We start from the raw sequence: 23,783 nt of genomic DNA, 5'->3' as shown, positions 1-23,783 counted from the left end.
CGTCACAGCACGGCAAGGTCCGCCGACTCTGCCGCCACCACCGCGGCCGTCGTTGGCGCCGGCGCCAGCGGCACGCTCAGCGTCACCGTCGTGCCCACGCCGGGCTGGCTGCGCAGGTCGATGCAGCCGCCGTGCAGTTCGACGATCTCCTTGGCGATGGCCAGCCCGAGCCCGGCGCCCAGCACGTGGCCCGAGGGGTCGGCGCGGTAGAAGCGCTCGAAGGCGTGAGCGCACTGGTCGGGCGTCATGCCCATGCCCTGGTCGGCCACCTCGACCTCGGCCATCGACCGCTCGGTGGACGCCGCGCGGCGCAGCGTCACGGTCACCGGGGTGCCGGCCGCCGAGTACTTGAACGCGTTGGACAGCAGGTTCACCACCACCTGGTGGACCTTGGGCGCGTCGATGTCGGCCCACAGGTCCTCGGCCGGGGCCACCAGCGTGATGCGCGGCGGCCCCAGCGGGTCGGCCAGCGACTCGATCGCCGATTCCAGCACCTCGCCGAGGCGGTGCGGCGCACGGTCGAAATCGTTGCCGCCGCGGGCATCCAGCCGGGCCAGGTCCATCAGCTCGGTCACCAGGTGCTTCAGCACACCGGCCTGGCGGTACACCACCTCGGCGGCCTTGTCGCGCCGCGCCGGGGGCAGGGCGCCGGTGGCCAGCAGTTCGGCATAGCCGTAGACGCTGGCCAGCGGCGTTCGCAGCTCGTGAGCGGCGGTGGTGATGAACTCGCTCTTCAGGCGGTCGACCTCTGATTCGCGCGTCATGTCGCGAAAGTAGTACACCCGCTGCACGCCGTCCTCGCGGCAGGTGCGCTGCAGTTCGCGCAGCGGCGGGCCGACCAGCCTCAGCTGGGCGGCATGGCCGTCCAGCGTGGGCATCGCGCCGCCCTCGGCGGCCAGGCCCTGCAGCCATTCGTCGACGGCCGGCTCACTCAGGCCCAGCAGGTCGTCGGGCCGCAGCCCGAACAGCAGGCTGAATGCCGGGTTGGTGAAGACCAGGCGGAAGTCGCCCGCGCGGTCGCGTTCGAACACCAGCGCGCCGTCGGGCGACAGCCCGCTCAGGGCGTCCAGCCAGCGGTGACGCGCGCGCAACTGTTCCTTGCCGTCGGCGACGGCGTCCTCGGCGTCCTGGCGGCGTCGCGACAGCCATTGGATCGTTCGGTACAGCGCCAGGTTGATGACCAGGCCCAGCGCCGCCGCCGCCGCCGACACCATGTCGGCGGAGAACAGCCCGTTGTGCGCGCCCTGGTACGTGACCCGCCACTCGCGGCCGGCAAACTGCAGCTCGCGGGCTCGCGTGCGCTGGGCACCGCGGCCGGGATTTCCCGGCAGGGGGCGGTGGAACAGCACGGTCGCCGTGCCGGGGCCACGGCCCATGTCTTCGATGGTGAGGCCCAGGCCGGGGTCGCTCTTGCCGAGGATGCCTTCCATCAGGTCCCCGGCGCGGAACGGGGCATAGACCCAGCCCCACAGCGAATCGGCCGTGCCGCTGTCCTGGTAGTGGCCGCCGATGTCGCGGTACAGCGGCAGGTACAGCAGGAAGCCGACCTGAGGCACGCTGCCTACCTCCTGCACCAGCCGCACGGGGCCCGACAGCGCAGCGCGGCTGGTGTCGCGCGCCCGTTCCATCGCCTCGCGCCGGTTGGATTCGGTGGTCATGTCGAAGCCCAGGGCCCGCTGGTTGAGGGCGTCCTGGGGTTCCAGGTAGATGATCGGCCCGTAGACGGCCCGAGGGCCTGGGGGGCGCACCGTGTAGTCGTGCAGGCCCTGCTCGCGCAGGCGCTGCACCTGGGCGGGAAGGATGGCATCGTCCATGCGCCGGGCCACGCCCATGCCCTGGATGCCGGGGTAGTGCTGCCGCGGTCCCAGCGATTGGACGAAGCTGCGCCAGTCGTCGCGCGTGACGTCGCCCGACCCGGCGAACAGCGCCACGCCGCCGCGCAGCAGCGTCTCGTAGGTGTCCATGCGGTCGGCGATGCGCTCGTGCAGTTCGTCGGCCTGGTGCTCGAAGTGGCGGCGCTCCTCGCGGCGCGCATAGTCCTGCGCCACCCACCAGGTGGCCAGGCTCAGCAACATCGCGCAGGCCAGGATCGCGCCGGCCGCGGACGGGCGCTGCAGCAGTCGGCTCAGGCCGCTCTGGGGCTCGGCCGGCGGCTCGGCGTTTGCCTTGCCGGCGGCGTGGTGCTCGATGACTTCCACGGCCAGGCCGTGCTCAGATGGCGCGCTCCACCACCTGCAGCAGCTGGCGCGGGCTGAAGGGCTTGGTCAGGTACTCGTCGGCGCCGGCCTGGCGCCCGGCCTGGCGATCGCCGGGCTGGTCGCGCGCCGACAGCATCACCACCTTCGTGCGCCGGTGGCGGGCGCTGGCCTTGACGCGGCGGCACACCCCCAGGCCGTCGATCGTGCCGGGCATCATCACGTCCAGCAGCATCAGGTCGGGCGTCATGCGGTCGATCATCAGCAGCGCGGCGTCGCCGTCCGCCGCCTCGTGCACTTCGAATCCGCCCATCTCGAGCGTCATGCGGATGAGCTCGCGGATGTCGGCCTGGTCTTCGACGATGAGGATCTGCTTCATGGTGGCGTTGGGACAGAGGTTGCGAGCCGCCCGCGGTCTGTCGCCTGGTGGCGGCCGGTCACGGTCGGGGATCGGCGGACGCCCGGCCGGTGTGGGGCCTGGCGTCGGGACCGACGAACGAGGGTCACTCTAGGCCGGACCCCGGGCCGTGTCGGGCCGAACACCGGGGCCAATGCGCCGCTTCTCTCGGCTTTCGCGGTCGGCGCCGCGGATAGATTCCTTTCCCATGGCTCACTCCCCCGATCCCTCTCCCGCTGCCGGTGCGCCCGGCCTGCGCCTGCCGCTGCTGCCCGTGGCGCTGGTGATGCAGGCCGCGATCGCCCTGGCGCTGTGCTGGTCCTCACCGCACTTCACGGTCGCTGCGGCGACGCTGGTGGTGGCGGCGCTGTTCGGCCTGTACTGCCAGCACAGCCGCCGCGCCGGCGGCCTGGCCGTGCCCGGCACGGCGGCCGCACTGGTGCTGATGGCCGCCGTGCCGATGCAACTGAACCCGGTGCGCGGCCTGGGCGTCATCGACGCCATGCTGGCCATGAGCGTGATGCCGCAACTGCACAGCCCGTTGGCGGTGCTGGCCGGTGGCGCCGCGCTGCTGGTGCAGCCCTTCCTCTCGCAACTGCTGGGCTGGCCGCCGACCGCCGCGCCGCTGGCCGCGGTGGATTACGGCATGCTGGGCTTGCTGTGCGTGCAGATCGTCGTGCTCGCGCAGACCGCCGCGGCGGCCAAGCAGGGCATGCGCGAGCGCTTCGACATCGAGTTCCTGGTGCGCGCGATGGGCGCACAGGGGGCCATCCGTTTGAATTTCGACGTGGTGCGCGCCGAGTCGGCGATGGGCCAGCGGCTCAAGCAGGTGCAGGAGCGCATGGCCGGCGTGCTGCGCCAGGTGCGCACGGCGGCCTCGGGCGTGCAGTCCGATTCGCGGGTGCTGCAGTCCGGCAGCGAGCAGCTCAAGGAGCGCACCGAGCGCAGCGCCACCGGCCTGCGCGACGCCGCGATGACGCTGGAGCAGATCACCACCATCGTGCAGGCCAGCGCGCACGCGGCGATGGAGGCGCGGGTGATGGCCGAGAGTGCCTCCAGCCAGGCGCAGGCCGGTGCCGAATCGTTCGCGCAGGTGTCGCAGCGCATGCACGACATCGACGCCTCCTCGCGCAAGATCACCGACATCGTCGGGGTCATCGACGGCATCGCCTTCCAGACCAACATCCTCGCGCTCAACGCGGCGGTGGAGGCGGCGCGGGCCGGCGAACAGGGCCGCGGCTTTGCCGTGGTGGCGGCCGAAGTGCGCAATCTGGCCCTTCGGGCCTCGCAGGCGGCCGGCGAGGTGAAGACGCTGATCAACGCCTCCATGGCCACCGTGCGCGACGGCACCGAGCTGGTCCGCGTTGCCGACGCGCGCATCAAGGAACTGGTCGACTCGGTGTCGAAGGTGGGCGAGGTCTTCGCCAGCCTGTCGGCCGACACCAGCGAGCATGCCGGCAGCATCGACGCCGTCACGCGGTCGGTGATGGAACTCGACGAGCTGACCCGCCAGAACGTGACGATGGCCGAGACCACGCAAAGCATTGCCGAACACCTCCTCGACCAGGGTTCACAGCTCGAGCAGGTGCTCGGCGCCTTCAGGCTGGGCGACGGCGATGCCCTCGTGCCGCCGCCGGCCGTGCCCGCCCCCGCCCCGGTGCCTGTGGCGGCCCGCGCGCCGGCACGGGTGGCCCCCAGTGCCCCCGCGGCGGCATCGCCCGCGTCGTCCGAGACGGTCACCTTCTTCTGACACAGGCAGGGGTCGGCCTCGGGCCAGTCCCGAGCCGACGCGGGCGACCCATGCGCTAATCTCCAGGCGCCATGGATGACGCCGATGCCGCCGACCTGTCCGACACGGCCTACCAGCGTCTGCGGGTGCTGGCCCGCAGCCGGCTGCGCGACGGCGGCCGTAACACGCTGCTCGACACCACCGTGCTGGTCCACGAGGCCTACCTGCGCATGGGCGGCGTGCAGGCCACGGTGGACGAGCAGCGGCGCTTCCTGGCCTATGCCAGCAAGACCATGCGCTCGGTCATCGTCGACACCGCTCGCCGCCGCCAGGCCGAGCGCCGCGGCGGCGATGCCTGCGTCGTCACGCTGACCGACGGCCTCGACCAGCGCGCACCGGCCGGCGCCGACCAGATCGTGCGCGTGCACGACGCGCTGCTCGAGCTCGAGTCCATCGACCCGCGCCTGGCGCAGGTGGTGGAGATGCGCTTCTTCGCGGGCCTGGGCGACGCCGAGATCGGCTGCGCGCTGGCGGTGTCCGAACGCACCGTGCGCCGCGACTGGGAGAAGGCGCGCCACGTGCTCGCGCTGGCGTTGCGGGGCTGAGCCATGGGTGTGCTCGGCTTCGATGCGGCGCAGTGGCCCCGGCTGAGCGCGCTGCTCGACCAGGCGCTGGCCTTGCCCGAGGCCGAGCGCAGCGCCTGGCTGGCGGCCCTGCCGGCCGAACACGCCGACCTGCGCGGCGTGCTGCAGGACATGCTGCACCCGGTGTCGCGCGCCGGGTTGACGCTGCCCGGACTCGGTGACGGGGACGAGGACGCCTGGCACACCGGCGACACCGTCGGACCGTACCGCCTGGACAGCCTGCTCGGGCAGGGCGGCATGGGCAGCGTGTGGCTGGCGCAGCGGGCCGACGGCGTGCTGCAGCGTCCGGTGGCGCTCAAGCTGCCGCGGGCCGCGGCCATGCGGCCCGGCCTGGCCGAGCGCATGGCGCGCGAGCGCGACCTGCTGGCCTCGTTGACCCACCCCAACATCGCGCGCCTGCACGATGCCGGCCTGGCGGCCGACGGCCAGCCCTGGCTGGCCCTCGAACTGGTGGCCGGCGAGCGCATCGACACGCACTGTGCCTCGCGCGGGCTGGATGTGTCGGCGCGCCTGCGCCTGTTCCTGCAGGCCGCACGAGCGGTGGCGCATGCCCATGCGCGGCTGATCGTGCACCGCGACCTGAAGCCGTCGAACCTGCTGGTCGATGGCGAAGGCCAGGTCAAGCTGCTCGATTTCGGCATCGCCAAGTTGCTGGACTCCGGCGCGGCGACCGACTCCACCCTCACCCGCGACCATGCGCGCCCGATGACGCCCGACTACGCCGCACCCGAGCAGGTGGCGGGCCAGGAGGTGGACACCCGGGCCGACGTCTATTCGCTCGGCGTGCTGCTGTACGAACTGCTCAGCGACACCCGGCTGTACCGCGGGGTGCGACCGTCGGCGGCGGCGATGGAAGAGGCCATCCTGCACACCGAGCCCGTGCGGCCCAGCGAGGCGGCGGCCGATCGCACGGTGGGCCGGGCGCTGCGCGGCGACCTCGACACCATCGTGCTGAAGGCGCTGAAGAAGTCGCCCGCCGAGCGCTACCCCACGGTCGAGGCCCTGGCCGAGGACATCGAGCGCCACCTCGACGGCCGCCCGGTGCTGGCACGGCCCGACAGCGTGGGCTACGTGCTGCGCAAGTTGCTGGCGCGGCACCGGCTGGGGTTCGGGGCCGCCGGCGCCGCGCTGGTGGCGGTGCTGGCCGGCGCGGGCCTGGCGCTGTGGCAGGCCCACGTGGCCGGGCTGGAGCGCGAGCGCGCCGACCAGGTCAAGGGCTTCATCGTCCGCCTGCTGCATGATGCCAACCCCTACCACGGCGGCGACCTGTCCAAGGTCAGCGCGGTCGACCTGCTGCACCAGGCCAGCCAGCGGCTGGCCGATTCAAAGGCCATGCAGCCCGCCGTGGCCGCCGAACTGCACAGCGTCGTCGGCGAGGCCCTGATGATCTTCGGTGACATCGCCGGCGCCGACACGCTGGTCGACAAGGCCGTGGCCTACAGCCGCAGCAGCCTCGGTGACGACCACCGCGACACCTTGCAGGCGCGCCTGGTGCAGTTGCAGATGCACCGCAACAAGGGACGGCATGACGCGCTGGCGCGCGACCTCGACGACCTGCTGCCGCGCCTGCGGCGGCGTGCGGCCGACGATCCCGAGCCTTTGGTGCTGGGCCTGGGCAACCTGGCCCTGCACGCCAACGACCGCGGCGAGTTCGAGCGCGCCCTGGCCGCGGTGACCGAGGCCAAGGGCATCGCGATGACCAGGCTGCCCGAGACCCACCCCGAGCGCATCGGCGTGCACACGCTCGAGGCCCTGGTGCTGCGCGTGCTGGGCCGGCATGCGCAGGCGCGCGATGCCGCCGAGCAGGCGCTGCGCCAGGTGCGGCTGACCTACGGCGACCAGCCGCATCCGCGCCGCATGGAGGCGCTGGCCATGCACGGGCGGGCGCTGGCCGACCTGGGCGACGTGGCCGGCGGCGTGGCCGAGATCGAGGCCGCCGCGGCCGACGGCCGCCGCATGATGGGCGCCGACCACGTGGCGGTGGGCATGTTCCTGCAGAACATGGTGGGCTACTACATCGACCTGGGGCGGCTCGACACCGCCGAAGCCCGCTCGGCCGAAGCGCTGCAGGTGCTGGGCCGCCACCTCCCGCCCGAGGCGTTCAGCCACGCCTTCACCGTGGCGACGCGGGGCGCGGCGCTGCTGGCGCGCCAACAGGCCGCCGAGGCCCTGGCCATGTTGGAGCCCGCCATCGGGCACCTGAAGGCAGCGATCGGGCCGGCGCACGAGTTCACCGTCTATGCCGATGCCCTGCGCGTGCAGGCGCTGGTGTTGCTGGGGCGGCTGGACCCGGCCCGCGCCGCGTTGCCCGGCCTGGCCGCAGGGGCCGCCGGGCCCAGGATGGCGCCGCACATCCGTGCCAAGGCCGTGGTGGCGCAGGCCATGGTGCTGCGGCGCTCGGGCGACGCGGCCGGCGCGGTGGCCCTGCTGCAGCCGCTGGTCGATGCCCCGCCGGGTTCGCCCCGCGCGCGCTGCGAGCGCATGCGCGGGCTGGCCGAACTGGGCCATGCCCGGCTGGCCCTGGGCCAGACCGAGGCGGCCGCCCAGGCGTGGTCGGATGCGCTGGCCGAGGCCGGCCGGCTCGAGGTGGAACCCACGCCGATGCAGGCCGAGGTGCGCACGGCCCTGGCCCAGCTGGCACCGCAGCCCACGGCGCCGTCGAAGCCCTGACCCCCCGATCCGCGGGGGGGTCAACGCGGGCATGGCCGGATCGCGGGGATCACCGCGTCCAGACGAGCACAGGGTCGAACGCCGACCCCGATGCCGAAGCCAGCCCCCGAAAGGACACCCCAATGATCCCGATGCCCAACTCTGTTGCTGCACGCCTGCCCGGTTGGGCGTCGCTGCCCCTGGTGCTTGCGCTGGCCGCCTGCGGCGGCGGTGACGAACCCCCGACGGCCCGCGCCGCTGCGGGCGCCACCACGGCCTCCGTCACCACGGCCACCGCCACCACGGCGCCGGTCCCCGACCTGCGCCGGCGCGCCACCGCGATGCTGCAGTTCCAGATCCAGGACCCGACCTTCTTCGACGAGGCGGCGGCGGCCTACCCGCAGTTCTTCGGCCACCTGGGGCCGACGCAGACCGCTGGCCGCTACACCTACCGCCACGACGCCACCACGGGCAACTACCTGGCGCTCACCGACACCGAGATCGTGCTGATGGGCCCGGTGGTGGACAGCCTCACCAACCCCGTCACCTATGCCAGGCTGGACGAGTTCTGCGCCAGGCCGGCCACCGCGCACTTCTGCGGCACCAAGCAGGTGAAGACGATCAACGTGAGTGGACAGGATCGGCAGTTCATCGTCTACGTGCCCTGGAAGGCCTACAAGGCAGAAGGCACGGTGCCGGTGGTGTTCATGCTGCATGGCACGGGCCAGAACGCTGAGACCTTCTACGGCGGCAGCCCCGACGACATGCCGGGCGGATCGGGTTGGCGCGAACTGGCCGACCGCGACGGCTTCGTCGCCGTCTTCCCGCAGGCCCTGGTGCATTGCTTCTGGGAGGACGCCGATGGCCGGGATGGTGTCTGGACAGGCGCCAACACCACGAAGCCGCACACCACCACCAAATGGGCGGGGGGTGCGCTGGGCGACCCCACGCAGCGGCCGCTGTGCACGCCGGCCGAGGTGGCGGCGCTGCAGGACCCGGCGCTGGCCGCTCAGCTCCTGCGTCAGCCTCAGCTGGCTGACGACCTGGCCTTCTTCGACCGCATGGTGGCGTTGCTGATCCAGGACTACGGCGCCGATCGGCGGCGCGTGTATGCCTCCGGCTTCTCGAACGGCGGCGAGTTCACTGGCCGGCTGGCCGTGGAGCGCTCCACCACCTACGCTGCGCTGGCGGCCTCGGCCGGCCGCACCGAGGACATCGGCCAGCCGCTGCCGCCGCGATCGGTGCCGTTCGTTTTCTCGGTCGGCGAGCGCGACGACCGCGCCACCACGCTCCTGCCCGCGGTGACGCCGCCGCAGGTGCCTCGGCTGCCGCTCACCGATTCCGGCGCGGACCCGACCTTCCAGGCGGTCTTCGTCAAACCCTTCTCGGACCCCAAGAAACTGAACGAATCGGTCTACACCTTCACACCGTACACCTACGAGAACCCCGACGACCAGCGCACCAGCACACTGGGCATCCACACCTACTCCACCACCGACGCAGGCCTGCGCACCACCGACGTGCTGCACGTAGCGGTCGTCGGCGAACTGTTCCACAGCTACCCCACGGGCCGGACCGGCAGCCACCCATTCAAGATGGCCGAGGTGCTGTGGGGCTTCTTCCAGAAGTACACGCTGCCATGACGCGTCGTGCCGCCGGGGCCCGCCGAACCCGGCGGTGGCGCCCGGCGGCATACTCGGGCGCATGCACTACGACCCCCGCCATCGCCCGCCCGAACTGCGCCACGACCCCTTCAAGGCCCTGGTGGTGCCCCGCCCGGTGGGCTGGGTGGCCACGCTCGACCGCGAGGGGCGCGCCAACCTGGCGCCCTACAGCTTCTTCAACGCGGTGAACGAGCGCCCGCCAATGGTGATGTTCTCGTCCGGCGGCGGCAAGGATTCGCTGCGCAACATCGAGGCCACCGGCGAGTTCACCTGCTCGATGGCCTGCTTCGACCAGCGCGAGGCGATGAACATGAGTTCCGCCTCGGTGGCCCCGGGCGTCGACGAGTTCGTGCTGGCGGGGCTGGTGCCTGCGCCGTCGCGCTTCGTAGCGCCGCCGCGGGTGGCCGGCGCGCCGGCGGCCTTCGAGTGCCGGCTCTGGCAGACGCTGCAGATGCCCGCGCCCGAGGGCCGCGCCGAGACAGGCAACACGGTGATCTTCGGCTTGGTGGTGGGCGTGTACATCGACGATGCCTTCATCCGCGACGGCCTGGTGGACACCGGCGCGATGCGGCCGCTGGCGCGCCTGGGCTACATGGACTACTCGGCGGTGTCGCCCGAGAGCGTGTTCACGATGAACCGCCCGGTGGCCAGCGACGACCGCCAGTCGGCCACGCTGCAGCCGGGGCCTTGGGACGGCGTGTACCGTTGAGGTCGTCGCTCACATTCACTGCAAGGAGATTGGCATGGGCTGGTTCTCGAAGAAGGACGAAGGCTTCTTTCTCGCCACGGTGGTGCCCAACGGCGAGGGCGCCCGCGTGGCGCAGTACCTGGGCGTGGTCAACGGCGAGGCCATCATCGGCGCCAACATCTTCCGCGACCTGTTCTCGTCGGTGCGCGACGTGGTCGGCGGCCGCGCCGGCGGCTACGAGCGCGCCTTGAGCGGCGCCCGCGAGGCGGCACTTGAAGGCCTCGTCGAGGCGGCCAAGGAACTGGGCGCCGACGGCGTGGTCGGCATCGACTTCGACTATGAGGTGCTCGGCGAGACCAACGGCATGATGATGGTCGCCGTCAGCGGCACGGCGGTGAAGATGGCCTGAGCGGCCGCGGCCGGTCGCGCGGAGGCACGCACGCGTCTCGCGCCCTCAGCCGCGCTGCGGCACGAAGCTCGTTTCCATCTCCTTGCGCAGCTGGTAGGCGCGGGTGCCGGTGTCGATGGCCACGTCGGCCCAGCACAGGCTCTGGCCCTGGCGCACCGGGCGCACCACCGCCACGTCGTGGGCCAGGCCCAGCGGCAGGCCGCCCATGGCCAATGACGTGCCCGCCGGCAGCAGCTTGCCCCACACGGTGTAGCCGCCTTCGCCGTCGAGTCGCTCGCCCGGCGCCAGGTCGCGCTTGGCGGTGGCCACCACGTCGGCGCGCCAGCCCTCGGCCACGCCGGTGGGCTCGCCGCGCAGCGCCACGCTGGCCACCGAGAAGCCCACCTCCAGGCCGATCAGGTGCCAGCGCTTGTACAGCGTGAAGTAGCGGCCGCTCGGGTCGGTGTGGGCGTTGTACTCCTCGAAGCAGTGCTTGATGTAGTTGGTCTCGGCCTCCACCGTCACCCACACGCCCATTCGGATGTCGTAGGGGATCTTGCGGCCATCGGGCTCGAGCGAGGAGATCACCTCGACCATGCCCTTCTTCTCGAGCACGCCGCCTTCGCTGCGTGGACGCGTCACGTACGGGATATCTTCGACGCTGGCCGGCGGGTAGAGCAGTCCGTCGCTGGGCACGTCCAGGCCGGTGGCGTTGGCCACTGCGGTGCTCTCGATCGAGGGCTTGCTGCCGTCCAGGAAGCTGTTGAACATCTTCGGGTTCAGGCCGCCGCGCACCGCCTGCTCGGGCGTCAGGCCGTAGTGGCCCCACACCGTCTCGGGCGTGCTCTGGCTGAAGTGCGGCAGCCACTTGTGGCCGCGGCCGGCGGCCACCACCGGGAAGCCGCAGGTGCGGGCCCAGTCGACCAGGTCGCAGATCAGCGCCGGCTGGTCGCCGAAGGCCAGCGAGTACACCACGCCGGCCTCGGCCGCGCGGCGCGCCAGCAGCGGGCCGCAGAAGGCGTCGGCCTCGACGGTGACGTTGACCACGTGCTTGCGCTGCGCAAAGGCGGCCAGGCAGTGGTCGACCGCGGCGATGGGTGCGCCGGTGCACTCGACGATGATGTCGATGGCCGGGTGCCGCACCAGCGCCTCCCAGTCGTCGCCGACGTGGGTGGTGCCGTCGCGGAGCGCGGCGTCCAGGCTGGCGGCCTGCACGCGCTGCGGGTCCCAGCCGACGCGGGCCAGGTTGCGGCAGGCGGCCTCGGGCGACAGGTCGGCGATGCCCACCAGGTGCACGCCCGGCGTGCGCGGCACCTGGGCCAGGTACATCGAGCCGAACTTGCCGGCGCCGATCAGGCCGATGCGGATGGGACGGCCGTCGGCGGCGCGCTGCTGCAGTTTGCGGTGGAGGTTGTGCATGGCAGGTGTCGTCGGTGGTGTCGTCCGTGGTGGGGGCGCTCAGGCGGCTTGCGGCAGTTCGTCGAGCGAGGTGACCAGTGCGCTGGCCGGCAGCCCGTCCTTCCAGGGCAGGTCGACCGGGTAGGGGGTGCGCAGGCAGTCGTCGGGCAGGCACTCGATCGGCGTGAAGTCGCGGTGGGCGATGTACTCGGGCCGCTTGTGGCGGCGGATGTGGTTGCTGACCGCGCACAAGCTCAGGTACACGCTGACGCGGTTCCAAGGCGAGAGGTTGCTGGTGGACGCGTGCACCAGGCACGAGTGGAACAGGATCATCGAGCCCGCCGGGCCCTTGGGCGAGACGATGCCGCCCGGGACGTACCGACCGGCGTCGTCGAAGCCGCCGGGGCCCCCGGCGCGCTGCACCAGCTGGCGGATCAGGTCGTTGTCCACCGTCCACAGCGGGTAGCTGGTGGTGGTGAGGTCGTGCTTCGCGTCGACCACGCCCTTGCGGTGGCTGCCGGGGATGAACATCAGCGGGCCGTTGAACTCGTTCACGTCGTCCAGGAAGATGGCCACGTTCATGGCCCGCTCGGTGGGCATCAGGTCGTCGTTCTTCCAGGTGCCGTAGTCCTGGTGCCACTGCCAGACATCGCCCTCGAAGGCCATCTTGCCGTTGATCTTGAACTGGTGCATGTAGAGCTTCTCGCCCAACAGGTCTTCCACCGGCTCGACCATGCGCGGGTGACGCGCCAGCCGGGCGAAGGGCTCGCTGTACAGGTGGGCCGCAAAGTTGGTGCGCACCGCGTCGGAGCCTCTCTCGCGCACGTTCCAGGCCTCTCGGCGGGCATACAGCGCCGGCACGGCGTCGGTGAGCGTGGCCACCTCCTCAGGGCTGAAAAGGCCGGGGAAGAACAGGTAGCCGTCGGTGTGGAAGGCGTCGATCTGTGCGGGCGTGAGTTTCATTGGGCGAATCCTTTCCACGCGGGCAGGCATGGCTGTGGTCCGGGTGCAGCGTAGCGCAGGAAGGGTGGCGCCCGGTGCTGGGGCAGACCCGCGTCAGGCGCGGCTGCCATGCCAGGTCGGAATGCCTGACCGCGCCATCCGCACATCTGTGGACCGCCGGAGCGATCCCAATGAGTGTGGTCATTGTTGTCGACAGCCCCGGGCGCTATCGTGGATCAGCGGTCAGTCGATTCGATCGCAAGGGGATGTGTGATGTACCAGATGGCATTCATGGCTGCGCTCCTGGTCGGGGCAACGGCTCAGGCTCAGGTGACCACCTACGACGCCGATACCAACGTGGTGACGATTCCGTCGGTGAGCGTGGGCACTGCCTCGTACACCAATGTCACCCTGCGCAACCGCGGTGAGTTCGTATTCGAGTTGCTGGGTGCGACCGAGCAGAAGCCGGCAGCGCCAGGCATGGCCCGCTACGACGTGGGCACGCGCGTGCTGACGCTGCCGGCAGTGAAGGTCGGCGCCGCCACCTTTCTCGACGTCACGCTGAAGGATGTCGGCAACTATGTCTTCACGCTGCAGACGGCGACCGAACTGTCCGCGAGCGTCACCGCCGAATTGGAGGCGTTCGCGCGCGAACTCGAGAGGCAGTTCGCCGCGGGGGTACCGCCGACCGGTGTCGCCCGCATGGCGCTCACCGACAACTGCTGGCGCAACAATGGCCGTACGCGCGGCAACTTCATCGCCGACTACGACATCAACATCGCTGCTTATGCGCAGCGCGATGCCTTCGCCATCGGCCGCACCGTGCGCAACCTGCAGGTGCTGGCGCTGCGCAATGGCGTCAACCCCGACGGCAGTACGCGTCGCGAGATCGAGCTTCAGTACGACCTGTTCTACCGCGACGGCACGGTGCAGCGCGACACGCAGACTCTGATCAGCGGCAGTTCGTTCGGGACGCCTGGCTGCGGCGTGGCGCAGAACAGCCCTGCGTTGCGGGCGCTGGGCAACCAGCAGCTGGTGCAGACGGCGGTGCGTGCCAACAACCTGCGCGACGAGCGCTACAGCCTGGCCAGCGGCAACGCGTTGTCGCCCGCGGTGCAGTACCGACGCGAGGTGCAATTCCAGATCGTCGACCCGATGGGCAACGCGAACTACGTGATCGTCACCGGACCAGGGCCAACGACGACGATCGACGGCACGGTGCACCCGTTCTCGTTGAAGTTCCTGTCGCCGCGGTTGCTCATGTCGGCGCCGGAGCTGCAGGGCAAGCCCGGCAACTTCGTCAACTGGCTCGACACCGACGGATTCCGCAATTGCCGGTTGGCGAGCGGCGCCCTGCCGGTGGTGGCCGTGGTCGACTGCGTGGCGCAGGGGGCCACGAACAGCTCCTGGGGCTTCGGCTTCACCGCCAATGCCAATGCGGCGTCCGACCAGTCCTTCGCGGCCCAGGGCTGGGTGGCCGGCGGCGTCTATCGCTTCGACGTCTATGCCGACGACGGCTGGAAGACGGTGAACGGGCATGTCGGCAAGACGCCGATCGGCACCTACCACGCCACGCTCGACCGGCTGCCTTACACCTTTGTCGAGATGGCCGACAAGTACCCGCGCATCGACCTCGGCGGCATGAGCACCGCGCAACTGGCGGCAAATGCCACCAGCGCTTCACCGACGCCGCTGTCGATCGCCTGGACGCGGCCGGGCCTGCTGCCGTCCGGACGCTCGATGCACCTCTTCCAGGGTTGGGAGTTCCACCAAGGGGCCCAGGTCGGCAATGCGGGCGGGGCCTTCAACCCGGCCTTCCGCACGATCAACTTCACCTATCCGGGCACGACCGCGACATCGACCTCTGGTTTTCCGGTGACGGCGGCGCGGCCCGGCCAGAACGGCAAGAGCTACACCGAATACAACCTGTACTACGCCGAGCCGGGCACCTTCAACTCGATCCAGTCGCGGATCTCGCTGCAGTGAGCGTGATGCGAGCGCGGCCCGGATGGCGGCGCGCGTTCCGTCGGTCCTGCCTCCTTCAGCCGAGCGCCAGCGGCGCGGCGCGGAAGCCCCGGAAGCGCATGCGCCGGTCGCGCGTGGCCGGCGCGGCGAGATCCAGCTTCGGGTAGCGCCGCGCCATCGCGCCGATGGCGATGCGGCCCTCGAGCCGCGCCACGTTCATGCCCGAGCAGGCGTGCGCGCCCTGGCCGAACGCCAGGTGCGGGTTGGGCTTGCGCGCGATGTCGAGCCGGTCGGGGTCGGCGAACACCGCGGGGTCGCGGTTGGCCGCGCCGACGGCCAGCGTGAGGTAGTGGCCCGCCGGCAGGCGGCGGCCGCCCACGTCGCTGTCGACGGTGAGCTGCCGGTTGTTCAGCTGGATCGGGCTTTCGAAGCGCAGCAGTTCTTCCACCGCCGGATTGATCAGCGCGGGCTCGGCCCGCAGGCGGTCCCACTGGTCGCGGTGGGTCAGCAGCGCGTGCACGCCGTTGCCGATCAGGTTGGTGGTGGTCTCGTGGCCGGCATTGAGCAGGAAGATGCAGTTCTGCATCAGCTCGGTCTGCCCCAGCTTTTCGCCGGCAACCTCGCCCTGGATCAGCCGGGTCAGCACGTCGGCCTCGGGGTCGCCGGGGTGGGCGCGGCGCCGTGCGATGAGGTCGGTCATGTACAGCGAGAACTCGCTCACCGCGGCGTTGCCGCGCGCCAGCAGCTCGGCCGACGGCGCCGGCTCGAGGGCCGACAGGATGGCCAGCGACCACGCCCGCAGCGGGCCGCGTTCGTCGTGCGGCACGTCGAGCAGGTTGCCGATCACCTCCACCGGGATCTGCGCCGCAAAATGCTCGATCAGGCAGGGGGCGGGTTCGTCGGCCAGGCGGTCGAGCAGGCCGTCGACCAGGGCCACCAGGCCCGGCTCCATGCGCGTGATGGCGCGCTGGTTGAGCGCACCCATCAGCAGGCGCCGCACGCGCGTGTGCAGCGGCGGATCGCTGAACACGATGCTGGTGGTGTGGTGCTCGTACAGCGGCGTGCCGAGGCCGAACTTGGGTGCGAACTCGCGGTGCTTGTCGGAGCTGGCGGTGGCCAGCCGGTACATCGCCTCGATGTCGGCGTGCCGCGTCAGCAGCCACTGGTCGGCCGCGATCGCGTGCACCGGGTCGCGCTCGCGCAGCACCGCGAAGGTGGGGTAGGGGTCGTCGATGAAGCCGGGCGGCGCGTTGGCCAGCGTGAAGCCGCGGGCGATGGCCTCGGCCTCCTCCGCAGTGAACGGGGCGGCAGGCGGCGCGGCGCTGGGTGACGGGGCGGACGGGGTCATGCGCCGATCATGCCGCGCCGTCGGCCTCGCCGCCCTCGCGGAAAGCCCCATGCCGACCGGCGCCGCCGGCAAAGCGCGCGGCGCCCGACAGGCCTTCGGCCGCCACCACGGCAACGCCGCCGGCGCCCTCGCGCTGCAGCGCCTCGGCCAGTGGCAGGTCCCACTGCGCGAAGGCCGATGCGCGGTCGGCGCGCAGGCACCCCTGCGGAAAGGCGGCGATCTGCCGCGCCAGCGCCTGCGCCGCGGCCAGCGCCTGGCCATCGTCGACGACGCGGTTGGCCAGGCCCATGGCCAGCGCCTCGTCGGCGCCGACCGGACGGCCGGTGAGGATCAGGTCGAGCGCGCGGCCCATGCCCACCAGGCGCGGCAGGCGGATGGTGCCGCCATCGATCAGCGGCACGCCCCAGCGCCGGCAGAACACGCCGAAGGTGGCGCTGCGGCCGGCCACGCGCAGGTCGCACATCAGCGCCAGTTCCAGCCCGCCGGCCACCGCGTAGCCTTCGATCGCCGCGATCACCGGCTTGGCAAAGTGCATGCGGGTGGGGCCCATCGGGCCGGGTCCGCTGCCATCGGGGGCCACCACGTTGCGCCGCCCGGGGTCGCCCAGCGCGGCCAGGTCGGCGCCGGCGCAGAAGTGCCCGCCGCCGCCGGTGAACACCGCGACGAGCAGGTCGTCGTCGGCCTCGAAGCGCTGGAAGGCCTCGCGCAGCGCGGCCGCGGTGGGGCCGTCGACCGCGTTGCGGCACTGCGGGCGGTGCAGCGTGAGGGTGGCGATCGGGCCATCGGCCTCGAAGCGAACGGCGTCTTGTCCGTGCGACATGGTCGTCTCCTGGTGACGGGCCAGTGTGCGCGCGGTGGGCGCTGATAAGCTGCCGCCCAGGCGACGTCGACGGCTGCGCCCAGACCTTTCACACCAGGATCCCGCCCATGTTCACCGGCATCGTTCAAGGCATGGCCCGCGTGGCCGCGATCGTCGACCGGCCCGGCCTGCGCAGCTTCGAGCTGGCCTTTCCCGAGGGCTTCGACAGCGGTCTCGAGATCGGCGCCAGCGTCGCCTGCGACGGCGTGTGCCTCACCGTCACCGCGCGCCCGTCGCCGGGCATCGCCTGCTTCGACGTGATGCAGCAGAGCCTGGCGCTGACCACGCTGGGCACGCTGGCCGTCGGCAGCCGCCTCAACGTCGAACGCGCCGCGCGCGACGGCGCCGAGATCGGCGGCCACCCGCTGTCGGGCCACATCGACTGCCTGGCCCGCGTCATCGACATCCGCCGGCCCGAGAACAACCAGGTGCTGCGCATCGAGGTGCCGCCGTCGCACCGCCGCTACGTGTTCGCCAAGGGCTACATCGCCGTCAACGGCGCCAGCCTCACCGTGGCCGAAGCCGACCGCCGCGCCGGCTGGTTCGAGGTGTGGCTGATCCCCGAGACGCTGCGCATGACCACCTTCGGCGACAAGGCCGTCGGCGACGCGTTGAACCTCGAGATCGAGCGCGGCACCCAGGTGGTGGTCGACACCGTGCGCGACGCGCTGGACGAGCGCCTGGGCCCGCTGCTGCCGGCGCTGGAGAAGCTGCTGGCGGCGCAGGGCAGCTCGGTCGATGAGCTTGGGGCCGCGCTGAGGCTCCCGTCGGCCTGAGGCTGGCGTTCGGGTAAGGGCTCGTTGCGGCCGTTGCTGCACTGCTGAACAGCCGTCGTTCGATGAGTGGCGCGGGAGCGCGNCTCCTCCTTTACCTGCGCAGAACAGGGCAACCCGTCACGGCGCTCCATCACCACCAAGGTGCCGACGCGAACGATGGCGCGTCGATGTGCGCCGCTGCATCCGAGCCGAGGGCGCCGGGTGGCCGGATGACGCAGGTAAAGGAGGAGCCCGCGGACGCGTTCGTCCGCGGGCGGGGGACACGGAGTCAGCCGGCCACCCGGTGGCCTCGGCTTCGCGCCGGCACCGAAGGGGTTTGAGCAGAAGCGACGAGAGCAGCCGGTGACAACGACCGCAACGAGCCCGTGGCCGCCCGCCGATCCGTACCGCCTGGGGGCGGACTGGCGTCAGATGATCGCCCGCTCCTCGAGCGCATGGCCGGTGCGCAGGCGTTCGCACCCCAGTGGTGACAGGTCCAGGCTGCGGTAAGCACCGTGCAACAGCCACTCGGCCACGCCGCGGCCGGTGGCCGGCGCGTGCTGCAGGCCGTGGCCCGAGAAACCGCAGGCCAGGACCAGGTTGGGCAACGCCGGGTGCGGTCCGACCAGCGCGTTGTGGTCCAGCGGGTGCACCTCGTAGTACCCGGCCCAGGCGCTGCGGCGGCGCAGGGCCTCGAAGGCCGGCACGCGGTGCGCCAGCGCGGGCCACAGCCGGTCCTCGAACTGCGCCAGGTCGGGATCGTCGATCGGCAGGTCGTCGGGGTCGTCGTCGCCCGGGCCGGGCGACCAGCCGCCGATGAAGCCGCGGCCCTCGCTGCGAAACCACACGCCGGCCGGGTCGACCACCAGCGGGGTGGGGGGCAGCGCGGTGGGGCAGTCGAACACGAACACCGTGCGGCGACGCGCGTGCACCGGCACCTCAACGCCGGCCAGGCGGCCCACCGCCCCCGACCAGGGCCCGGCGGCGCAGACGAAGGCGTCGGCTTCGAGCCGCGCCCCATCGTCGGTGAGCGCGGCGACGAGGCGGTCGCCGCGGCGGTCGAAGCCCGTCACGCGGCCGCGGTGCCAGCAGGCGCCGAGGGCGCGTGCCTTGCGCGCCAGCGCGCGGGCCAGCGCGGGGCCGTCGAACCAGCCCTCGCCCGATTCGCCCAGCGTGGCCAGCGCCAGGTCGTCGGTGCGCAGCCAGGGGCAGCGCTGCGCCAGCGCGTCGGGCGACAGCAGGCTCACGTCGGCGCCCGCGCCGGTGGCGGCGGTGTGCTGGGTGCGCAGTGCCGGCGCGCCGGCCTCGGTGGCCACGAACAGGTAGCCTGCGTCCACCAGGCCCAGGTCGACGGCCTCGCCGTCCACGCCCAGCCACTCGGTGGCATGCGACACCACATCCAGGCCGAACTGCGACAGGCGCACGTTCAGCGGCTGCGAGAATTGTTGACGGATCGAACTGGCCGAGCGGCCCGACGAGGCCTGGGTGAGCCCCGGGTCGGGCTCGACCACCACCACCTCGACCGCGGTGCCCGCCTCGCGCCGCAGGAACAGCGCCACCGCGGCACCGATGGCGCCGCCGCCGATGACGACGACGCGCATCGCCGTTTGCCTCAGGCCGGCGCCGGGCCGCCCCAAGCCGGACTGCGCCCCCTTGGGGGGCAGCGCCGGCGCGAAGAGACAAGCGTGGGGGCGGTCATTTCAAAGGCAGGTAGCGCACGCTCAGCACGCCGCCGATCGCCGCCAGGTCGGCCAGTGCCGATTCGCTGGCCGGGCTGTCGATGTCGACCAGCGTGTAGGCCATCTCGCCGCGCGACTTGTTGACCATGTTGTGGATGTTCAGGCCGGCCTTGGCCATCGCGGTGGAGATCTGGCCCAGCATGTTGGGCACGTTGGCGTTGGCGATGGCCACGCGGTAGTTCGACTCGCGCGACATCGACACCGACGGGAAGTTCACCGCATTGGTCACGTTGCCGTGTTCGAGGTAGTCGCGCAGCTGGTCGACGACCATGATGGCGCAGTTTTCCTCGGCCTCGCGGGTGCTGGCGCCCAGGTGCGGCAATGCGATGACACCGGGGTTGCCGTGGATGGCGGCGGACGGGAAGTCGCACACATAACGCCCCAGGCGACGCGCCTCCAGCGCGTCGATCACGGCCGAGTCGGCGACGATGCCCTCGCGCGAGAAGTTCATCAGCACCGCGCCGTCGCGCATCAGGCCGATGTTGGCGTCGTTGACCAGGTGGCGAGTGGCCTCGAGCAGCGGCACGTGCAGGGTGACGAACTGCGAACCCTTGAGCACCTCGTTGACGCTGCCGGCGCGCTTGACCTGCGAGGGCAGGCTCCAGGCCGCGTCCACCGTGATCTCGGGGTCGAAGCCCAGCACGTCCATGCCCAGCTTGATGGCTGCGTCGGCCACCAGGCAGCCGATCTTGCCCAGGCCGATGATGCCCAGCGTCTGGCCGGCGATCTCGAAGCCGGCGAAGGCCTTCTTGCCGTCTTCGACCCGCTTGTCGAGCTCGGCGTCGGCCGGATCGAGCTTGGCGACGAAGCTCAGCGCCGGCGCCAGGTTGCGCGCGGCCATCAGCATGCCGGCCAGCACCAGTTCCTTCACCGCGTTGGCGTTGGCGCCGGGCGCGTTGAACACCGGCACGCCGCGGGCGCTCATGGCCTTGACGGGGATGTTGTTGGTGCCTGCGCCGGCGCGGCCGATGGCGCGCACGCTGGCCGGGATGGCCATGGCGTGCATGTCGGCCGAGCGCACCAGCACGGCGGCCGGCGTGGCCAGGTCCTTGCCGACCTGGTAGCGCTCGGCCGGCAGGCGCGACAGGCCGTCGGCCGAGATCTGGTTGAGCACCAGGATGCCGAGCCGATCACCCATGTTGTGCCTCGAATTCCTTCATGTAGGCCACCAGCGCCTGCACGCCTTCGATCGGCATCGCGTTGTAGATCGAAGCGCGCATGCCGCCCACCGAGCGGTGGCCCTTGAGCTGCACCATCTTGCGCGCCTGCGCACCCTTCAGGAAGGCCTCGTCCAGCGCCTCGTCCTTCAGGCGGAACGGCACGTTCATCAGGCTGCGGCAGTCGCGCGCCACCGGGCAGCTGTAGAACGAGGTGGTGTCGAGGAAGTCGTACAGCACCGCGGCCTTGGCCTTGTTGTGCGCTTCCATCGCGGCCAGGCCGCCCTGGTCCTTGATCCAGTGGAACACGAGCCCGGCGATGTAGATCGCGTAGGTGGGCGGCGTGTTGTACATGCTCTCGTTGTCGGCCACGGTCTTGTAGTCGAAGGCGCTGGGCGTGGCCGGGATGGCCTGGCCGATCAGGTCGTCGCGCACGATCACCAGCGTCAGGCCCGACGGGCCGATGTTCTTCTGTGCGCCGGCGTAGATGAGGCCGTACTTCGACACGTCGACCGGGCGCGAGAGGATGTCGCTGGACATGTCGGCCACCAGCGGCACGCTGCCGGTGTCGGGCGTGAAGTGGTATTCCACCCCGCCGATGGTCTCGTTGGAGCAGATGTGCACGTAGGCCGCGTCGGGGTTGAGCTTCCAGTCGGCGCGCGCCGGGATGGTGGTGTAGTTGCTGGCCTTGGCACTGGCGGCCACGTTCACGGTGGCGTACTTCTGCGCTTCCTTGATCGACTTCTTCGACCACTCGCCGGTGTCGATGTAATCGGCACTCGCCTTGCCGCGCAGCATGTTCATCGGCACGATGGCGTTCTCGGCGATGGCGCCGCCCTGCATGAACAGCACCTTGTAGTTGGCCGGCACGGCCAGCAGCTCGCGCAGCAGCGCCTCGGCCTCGTTGGCGATCGAGATGAACTCCTTGCCGCGGTGGCTCATCTCCATCACCGACATGCCCGAGCCGTGCCAGTCGAGCATCTCGTCGGCGGCCTTGCGCAGGACGCTTTCGGGTAGGGCGGCGGGGCCGGCGCTGAAGTTGAAGACGCGGGTCATGGTCGGGGCACTCCGAGGGCGAGGGTGAGGGAAAAGGACGCGGGGGCGGGGTCGGCGTTTCGGCCGGGGCCTGGAGACCCCAAAGCCCTCTAGCATAACCAATGCACCTGTCGAGCCGACGCGTGCGGCAGCGCTCAGCCCGGGTCCGCTGGCCGCAGGAAGGCGCCCATGGCCTGGTCCTCGCCGACGATGTGGTCCATCAGCCAATCCTTGATCGTCTGCAGGGCCACCAGTTCGCCACCCTGGTTCAGGCGCTGTCGGTGGCGGACCACGTCGGCCAGCAGCTGGGCGTGGGCCTGCGTGTGCCGTGCCAGCGCCGGGTAGTGCGCCGCGCCCATCAACCGCTCTTCGGTGGCGAAGTGGAAGCGGGTGTACAGCACCAGCTCGTCGAAGCGGGTGCGGATGGCCTCGGCGCCGTCACCGTCCTTGACGGCCCGGTTCAGGCCTTCGACCAGCAGCACCAGCTGGCGGTGCTGCTGGTCGACCTCGGGCACCCCCACCTCGTGCGACGGCTCGAACGCAAACCACGGCAACTCGGCCGCTGCCGCAGCGTCGTCCTCGAAGAAGGTGGCAGTGTGCTTGCCGCGCAGCTTGCTCCGGTACATGGCGGTGTCCGCATGGGCCAGCAGACGGTCGATCTCGGCGCCGTGCTCGGGGAAGGCACTGATGCCGATGCTGGCGCCGACCCGGTACTCCCGGCATGCCGCGCCCGGGATCGGGGCGGCGACGGCCTGCAGCACCTTGTCGGCCACCAGCGCCATGTGCTGCAGCCGGTCCACCTGCGCCAGCACGATGGCGAACTCGTCGCCGCCGAGCCGGGCCACCGTGTCGCCGGCCCGCACGCAACCCACCAGCCGGCCGGCGACCGCCCGCAGCACCTCGTCGCCGCTGGCGTGGCCGAACTGGTCGTTGATCGCCTTGAAGCCGTCCAGGTCGATGAACAGCACGCCCACCCGGTGGCCGTGGCGCCGGGCCTGGGCGATGGCCATGGCCAGGTGGTCGAGCAGCAGCACGCGATTGGGCAGGCCGGTCAGGCGGTCGTGGAAGGCCTGCCGCCGCAGTGCCGGGACCTCGTGCCGCAGCTGCTCGCGCATCGATCGGTCGCGCGTGGCGACCAGCACCGTGCCGACAAACAGCGCCGTGGCGGCGATGCCCCGGTCCACCCATGGGCAGGCAGGGTCCTGTGCGGCCGCGAGGCAGGCCTGCACCAGGGCCACCAGCGCGACCGCCGAACCCACCCCCGCGGCGGTGAGCAGCCGGTGCCAGGCCAGCAGCGCGATGGGCGTGCAGCACATCAGAAGCGTCAGGTGCCTCGCCGACCACTGCCGGTCGGTCCACAGCATCAGGAGCAGGGTGCCGAAGGCCACGGGCAGCACCCAGGCAGGCGCCACAGCGCCATCGGGCTGCGCCTGCGTCGCCGGAACAGGGCCTGGCGGACCATCGTGGGGATCGGGGGTGGATCGTGGGCGGAACGAAAGGCGGCGCATGTCGACCGGCCAGGGCAGGCGCCCGGCGCATGGTCCGATTCCAGGGCATCCGCCCGGGCAGCCGATTGAGTGAGGTCAATCGGGTGGCCGGCCCACCGGCCTACTTCTCGGCCAGCGCCTTCAGGTTGGCCAGGCCCGCCTCGAAATCCTTGCCGATCATCGCGTCCATGCTGACGAACACGCTCATCAGCTTGGAGACGAAGGGCATCGGGCCGGACATCGACCAGGTCACCTCGGTGCCGCCGCCCTTGGGCCGCAGCGTGTAGACGGTAGTGTTCCGGCTCTCGAAGGGCCGCAGGAAGTCGAGCTTGACGGTCACCTGGGCCGGCGCCTGCACCCCGGTGATCTCCATCCGGCCCGCGCCAACCTGATCGTTGCCGCTCCACTCGTAGGTGGCCCCCACGCCGCGTGGGCTGCCGCCATGGGTGCGGGTCATGCCCGGGTCGAGTTTTTCCCAGGGAGACCATTCGGGGAAGCGGTGGAAGTCGTCGAGCAGCGCGAACACCTTGTCGGGCGGGGCCTGGATGCTGGTGCGGCGCTGAACCTCGAAGCTGTCGGGCCGCGTGGCGGCAAAACCGAGCAGGGCGGCGACCGCCGCGGCGATGACGAGGCCAATGGTCTTCAACATGGAACCTCCGGGAGTGACCCGCTGACTGCGATGGCAGTATGGCGCGGCGCGGCGGCCTTGGCCATCGCCGGTCTGCCTCCCCTTGGCAGTGCGCC

The 23,783-nt window shown here is 71.4% G+C and carries 19 protein-coding genes; 8 read left to right on the top strand and 11 right to left on the bottom strand.

The window, feature by feature from the left end; translation table 11 throughout:
• Nucleotides 1–2 precede the first annotated feature (2 nt).
• Nucleotides 3–2,198, bottom strand: coding sequence for a CHASE domain-containing protein (locus tag EOINJALH_RS29825; protein ID WP_088287145.1), 2,196 nt, complete (start codon nucleotides 2,196–2,198; stop codon nucleotides 3–5).
• A 13-nt stretch (nucleotides 2,199–2,211) separates the two neighbouring features.
• Complete coding sequence (locus tag EOINJALH_RS29820) at nucleotides 2,212–2,574, bottom strand: response regulator transcription factor (protein WP_088287143.1); 363 nt, start codon at nucleotides 2,572–2,574, stop codon at nucleotides 2,212–2,214.
• 226 nt (nucleotides 2,575–2,800) lie between these two features.
• Here EOINJALH_RS29820 and EOINJALH_RS29815 point away from each other — a divergent pair, with 226 nt between their 5' ends.
• From EOINJALH_RS29815 to EOINJALH_RS29790, 6 genes are all read left to right on the top strand, one after another.
• Nucleotides 2,801–4,342, top strand: coding sequence for a methyl-accepting chemotaxis protein (locus EOINJALH_RS29815; protein WP_144290225.1), 1,542 nt, complete (start codon nucleotides 2,801–2,803; stop codon nucleotides 4,340–4,342).
• A gap of 71 nt (nucleotides 4,343–4,413) precedes the next feature.
• A complete protein-coding gene (locus EOINJALH_RS29810) occupies nucleotides 4,414–4,926 on the top strand; it encodes an ECF-type sigma factor (protein ID WP_088287139.1) in 513 nt (170 codons plus the stop codon).
• A gap of 3 nt (nucleotides 4,927–4,929) precedes the next feature.
• A complete protein-coding gene (locus EOINJALH_RS29805; protein ID WP_088287137.1) occupies nucleotides 4,930–7,635 on the top strand; it encodes a serine/threonine-protein kinase in 2,706 nt (901 codons plus the stop codon).
• 122 nt (nucleotides 7,636–7,757) lie between these two features.
• On the top strand, nucleotides 7,758–9,257 hold the full coding sequence (locus EOINJALH_RS29800; protein WP_088287135.1) for a PHB depolymerase family esterase: 1,500 nt from the start codon (nucleotides 7,758–7,760) through the stop codon (nucleotides 9,255–9,257).
• A gap of 61 nt (nucleotides 9,258–9,318) precedes the next feature.
• Nucleotides 9,319–9,987, top strand: a complete 669-nt coding sequence (locus EOINJALH_RS29795) for a flavin reductase family protein (protein WP_088287133.1) — start codon at nucleotides 9,319–9,321, stop codon at nucleotides 9,985–9,987.
• A 34-nt stretch (nucleotides 9,988–10,021) separates the two neighbouring features.
• Nucleotides 10,022–10,375 carry a heavy metal-binding domain-containing protein gene (locus EOINJALH_RS29790; protein ID WP_088287131.1) on the top strand — a complete coding sequence of 118 codons (354 nt, stop codon included), beginning with the start codon at nucleotides 10,022–10,024 and terminating at the stop codon, nucleotides 10,373–10,375.
• Between the two features lie 45 nt (nucleotides 10,376–10,420).
• Here the strand turns inward: EOINJALH_RS29790 and EOINJALH_RS29785 are convergent, their stop codons facing one another.
• Both EOINJALH_RS29785 and EOINJALH_RS29780 read right to left on the bottom strand, forming a co-directional pair.
• Entirely contained in the window at nucleotides 10,421–11,773 is a 1,353-nt protein-coding gene (locus EOINJALH_RS29785; RefSeq protein WP_088287129.1) for an NAD(P)H-dependent oxidoreductase, read from the bottom strand.
• Between the two features lie 39 nt (nucleotides 11,774–11,812).
• The gene (locus tag EOINJALH_RS29780; RefSeq protein WP_088287127.1) at nucleotides 11,813–12,715 is read right to left on the bottom strand and encodes a phytanoyl-CoA dioxygenase family protein; all 903 of its coding nucleotides are present in this window, start codon (nucleotides 12,713–12,715) and stop codon (nucleotides 11,813–11,815) included.
• Between the two features lie 270 nt (nucleotides 12,716–12,985).
• On the opposite strand from EOINJALH_RS29780, the gene EOINJALH_RS29775 reads away from it, so the two are divergent.
• Nucleotides 12,986–14,680: a hypothetical protein gene (locus EOINJALH_RS29775; RefSeq protein WP_144290224.1), complete on the top strand. Its 1,695-nt coding sequence runs from the start codon at nucleotides 12,986–12,988 to the stop codon at nucleotides 14,678–14,680.
• Nucleotides 14,681–14,735: 55 nt separating this feature from the next.
• Here the strand turns inward: EOINJALH_RS29775 and EOINJALH_RS29770 are convergent, their stop codons facing one another.
• Nucleotides 14,736–16,007, bottom strand: a complete 1,272-nt coding sequence (locus tag EOINJALH_RS29770; RefSeq protein ID WP_088287123.1) for a cytochrome P450 — start codon at nucleotides 16,005–16,007, stop codon at nucleotides 14,736–14,738.
• A gap of 7 nt (nucleotides 16,008–16,014) precedes the next feature.
• Nucleotides 16,015–16,827, bottom strand: a complete 813-nt coding sequence (locus tag EOINJALH_RS29765; protein WP_088287122.1) for a crotonase/enoyl-CoA hydratase family protein — start codon at nucleotides 16,825–16,827, stop codon at nucleotides 16,015–16,017.
• Between the two features lie 107 nt (nucleotides 16,828–16,934).
• On the opposite strand from EOINJALH_RS29765, the gene EOINJALH_RS29760 reads away from it, so the two are divergent.
• Complete coding sequence (locus EOINJALH_RS29760) at nucleotides 16,935–17,642, top strand: riboflavin synthase subunit alpha (RefSeq protein ID WP_088287120.1); 708 nt, start codon at nucleotides 16,935–16,937, stop codon at nucleotides 17,640–17,642.
• Between the two features lie 407 nt (nucleotides 17,643–18,049).
• Here the strand turns inward: EOINJALH_RS29760 and EOINJALH_RS29755 are convergent, their stop codons facing one another.
• From EOINJALH_RS29755 to EOINJALH_RS29735, 5 genes are all read right to left on the bottom strand, one after another.
• Nucleotides 18,050–19,222 (bottom strand): FAD-binding oxidoreductase, encoded by a 1,173-nt coding sequence (locus EOINJALH_RS29755; protein WP_088287118.1) that lies wholly within the window; start codon nucleotides 19,220–19,222, stop codon nucleotides 18,050–18,052.
• A 94-nt stretch (nucleotides 19,223–19,316) separates the two neighbouring features.
• Nucleotides 19,317–20,498, bottom strand: coding sequence for a phosphoglycerate dehydrogenase (locus EOINJALH_RS29750; protein WP_088287116.1), 1,182 nt, complete (start codon nucleotides 20,496–20,498; stop codon nucleotides 19,317–19,319).
• Nucleotides 20,491–21,573, bottom strand: coding sequence for a 3-phosphoserine/phosphohydroxythreonine transaminase (serC, locus tag EOINJALH_RS29745; RefSeq protein ID WP_088287114.1), 1,083 nt, complete (start codon nucleotides 21,571–21,573; stop codon nucleotides 20,491–20,493). The genes EOINJALH_RS29750 and serC overlap by 8 nt, the downstream gene beginning before the upstream one ends.
• 134 nt (nucleotides 21,574–21,707) lie before the next feature.
• A complete protein-coding gene (locus EOINJALH_RS29740) occupies nucleotides 21,708–22,940 on the bottom strand; it encodes a bacteriohemerythrin (protein WP_158219951.1) in 1,233 nt (410 codons plus the stop codon).
• A 220-nt stretch (nucleotides 22,941–23,160) separates the two neighbouring features.
• The gene (locus EOINJALH_RS29735; protein ID WP_088287110.1) at nucleotides 23,161–23,688 is read right to left on the bottom strand and encodes an SRPBCC family protein; all 528 of its coding nucleotides are present in this window, start codon (nucleotides 23,686–23,688) and stop codon (nucleotides 23,161–23,163) included.
• Nucleotides 23,689–23,783 lie beyond the last annotated feature (95 nt).

The organism is Ideonella sp. A 288, from assembly GCF_002198735.1.
In the GTDB taxonomy this organism is placed as follows: domain Bacteria; phylum Pseudomonadota; class Gammaproteobacteria; order Burkholderiales; family Burkholderiaceae_C; genus Pseudaquabacterium.
Note: the sequence above shows the minus strand (reverse complement) of the source record. Positions and strands in the feature narration are given on the sequence as shown.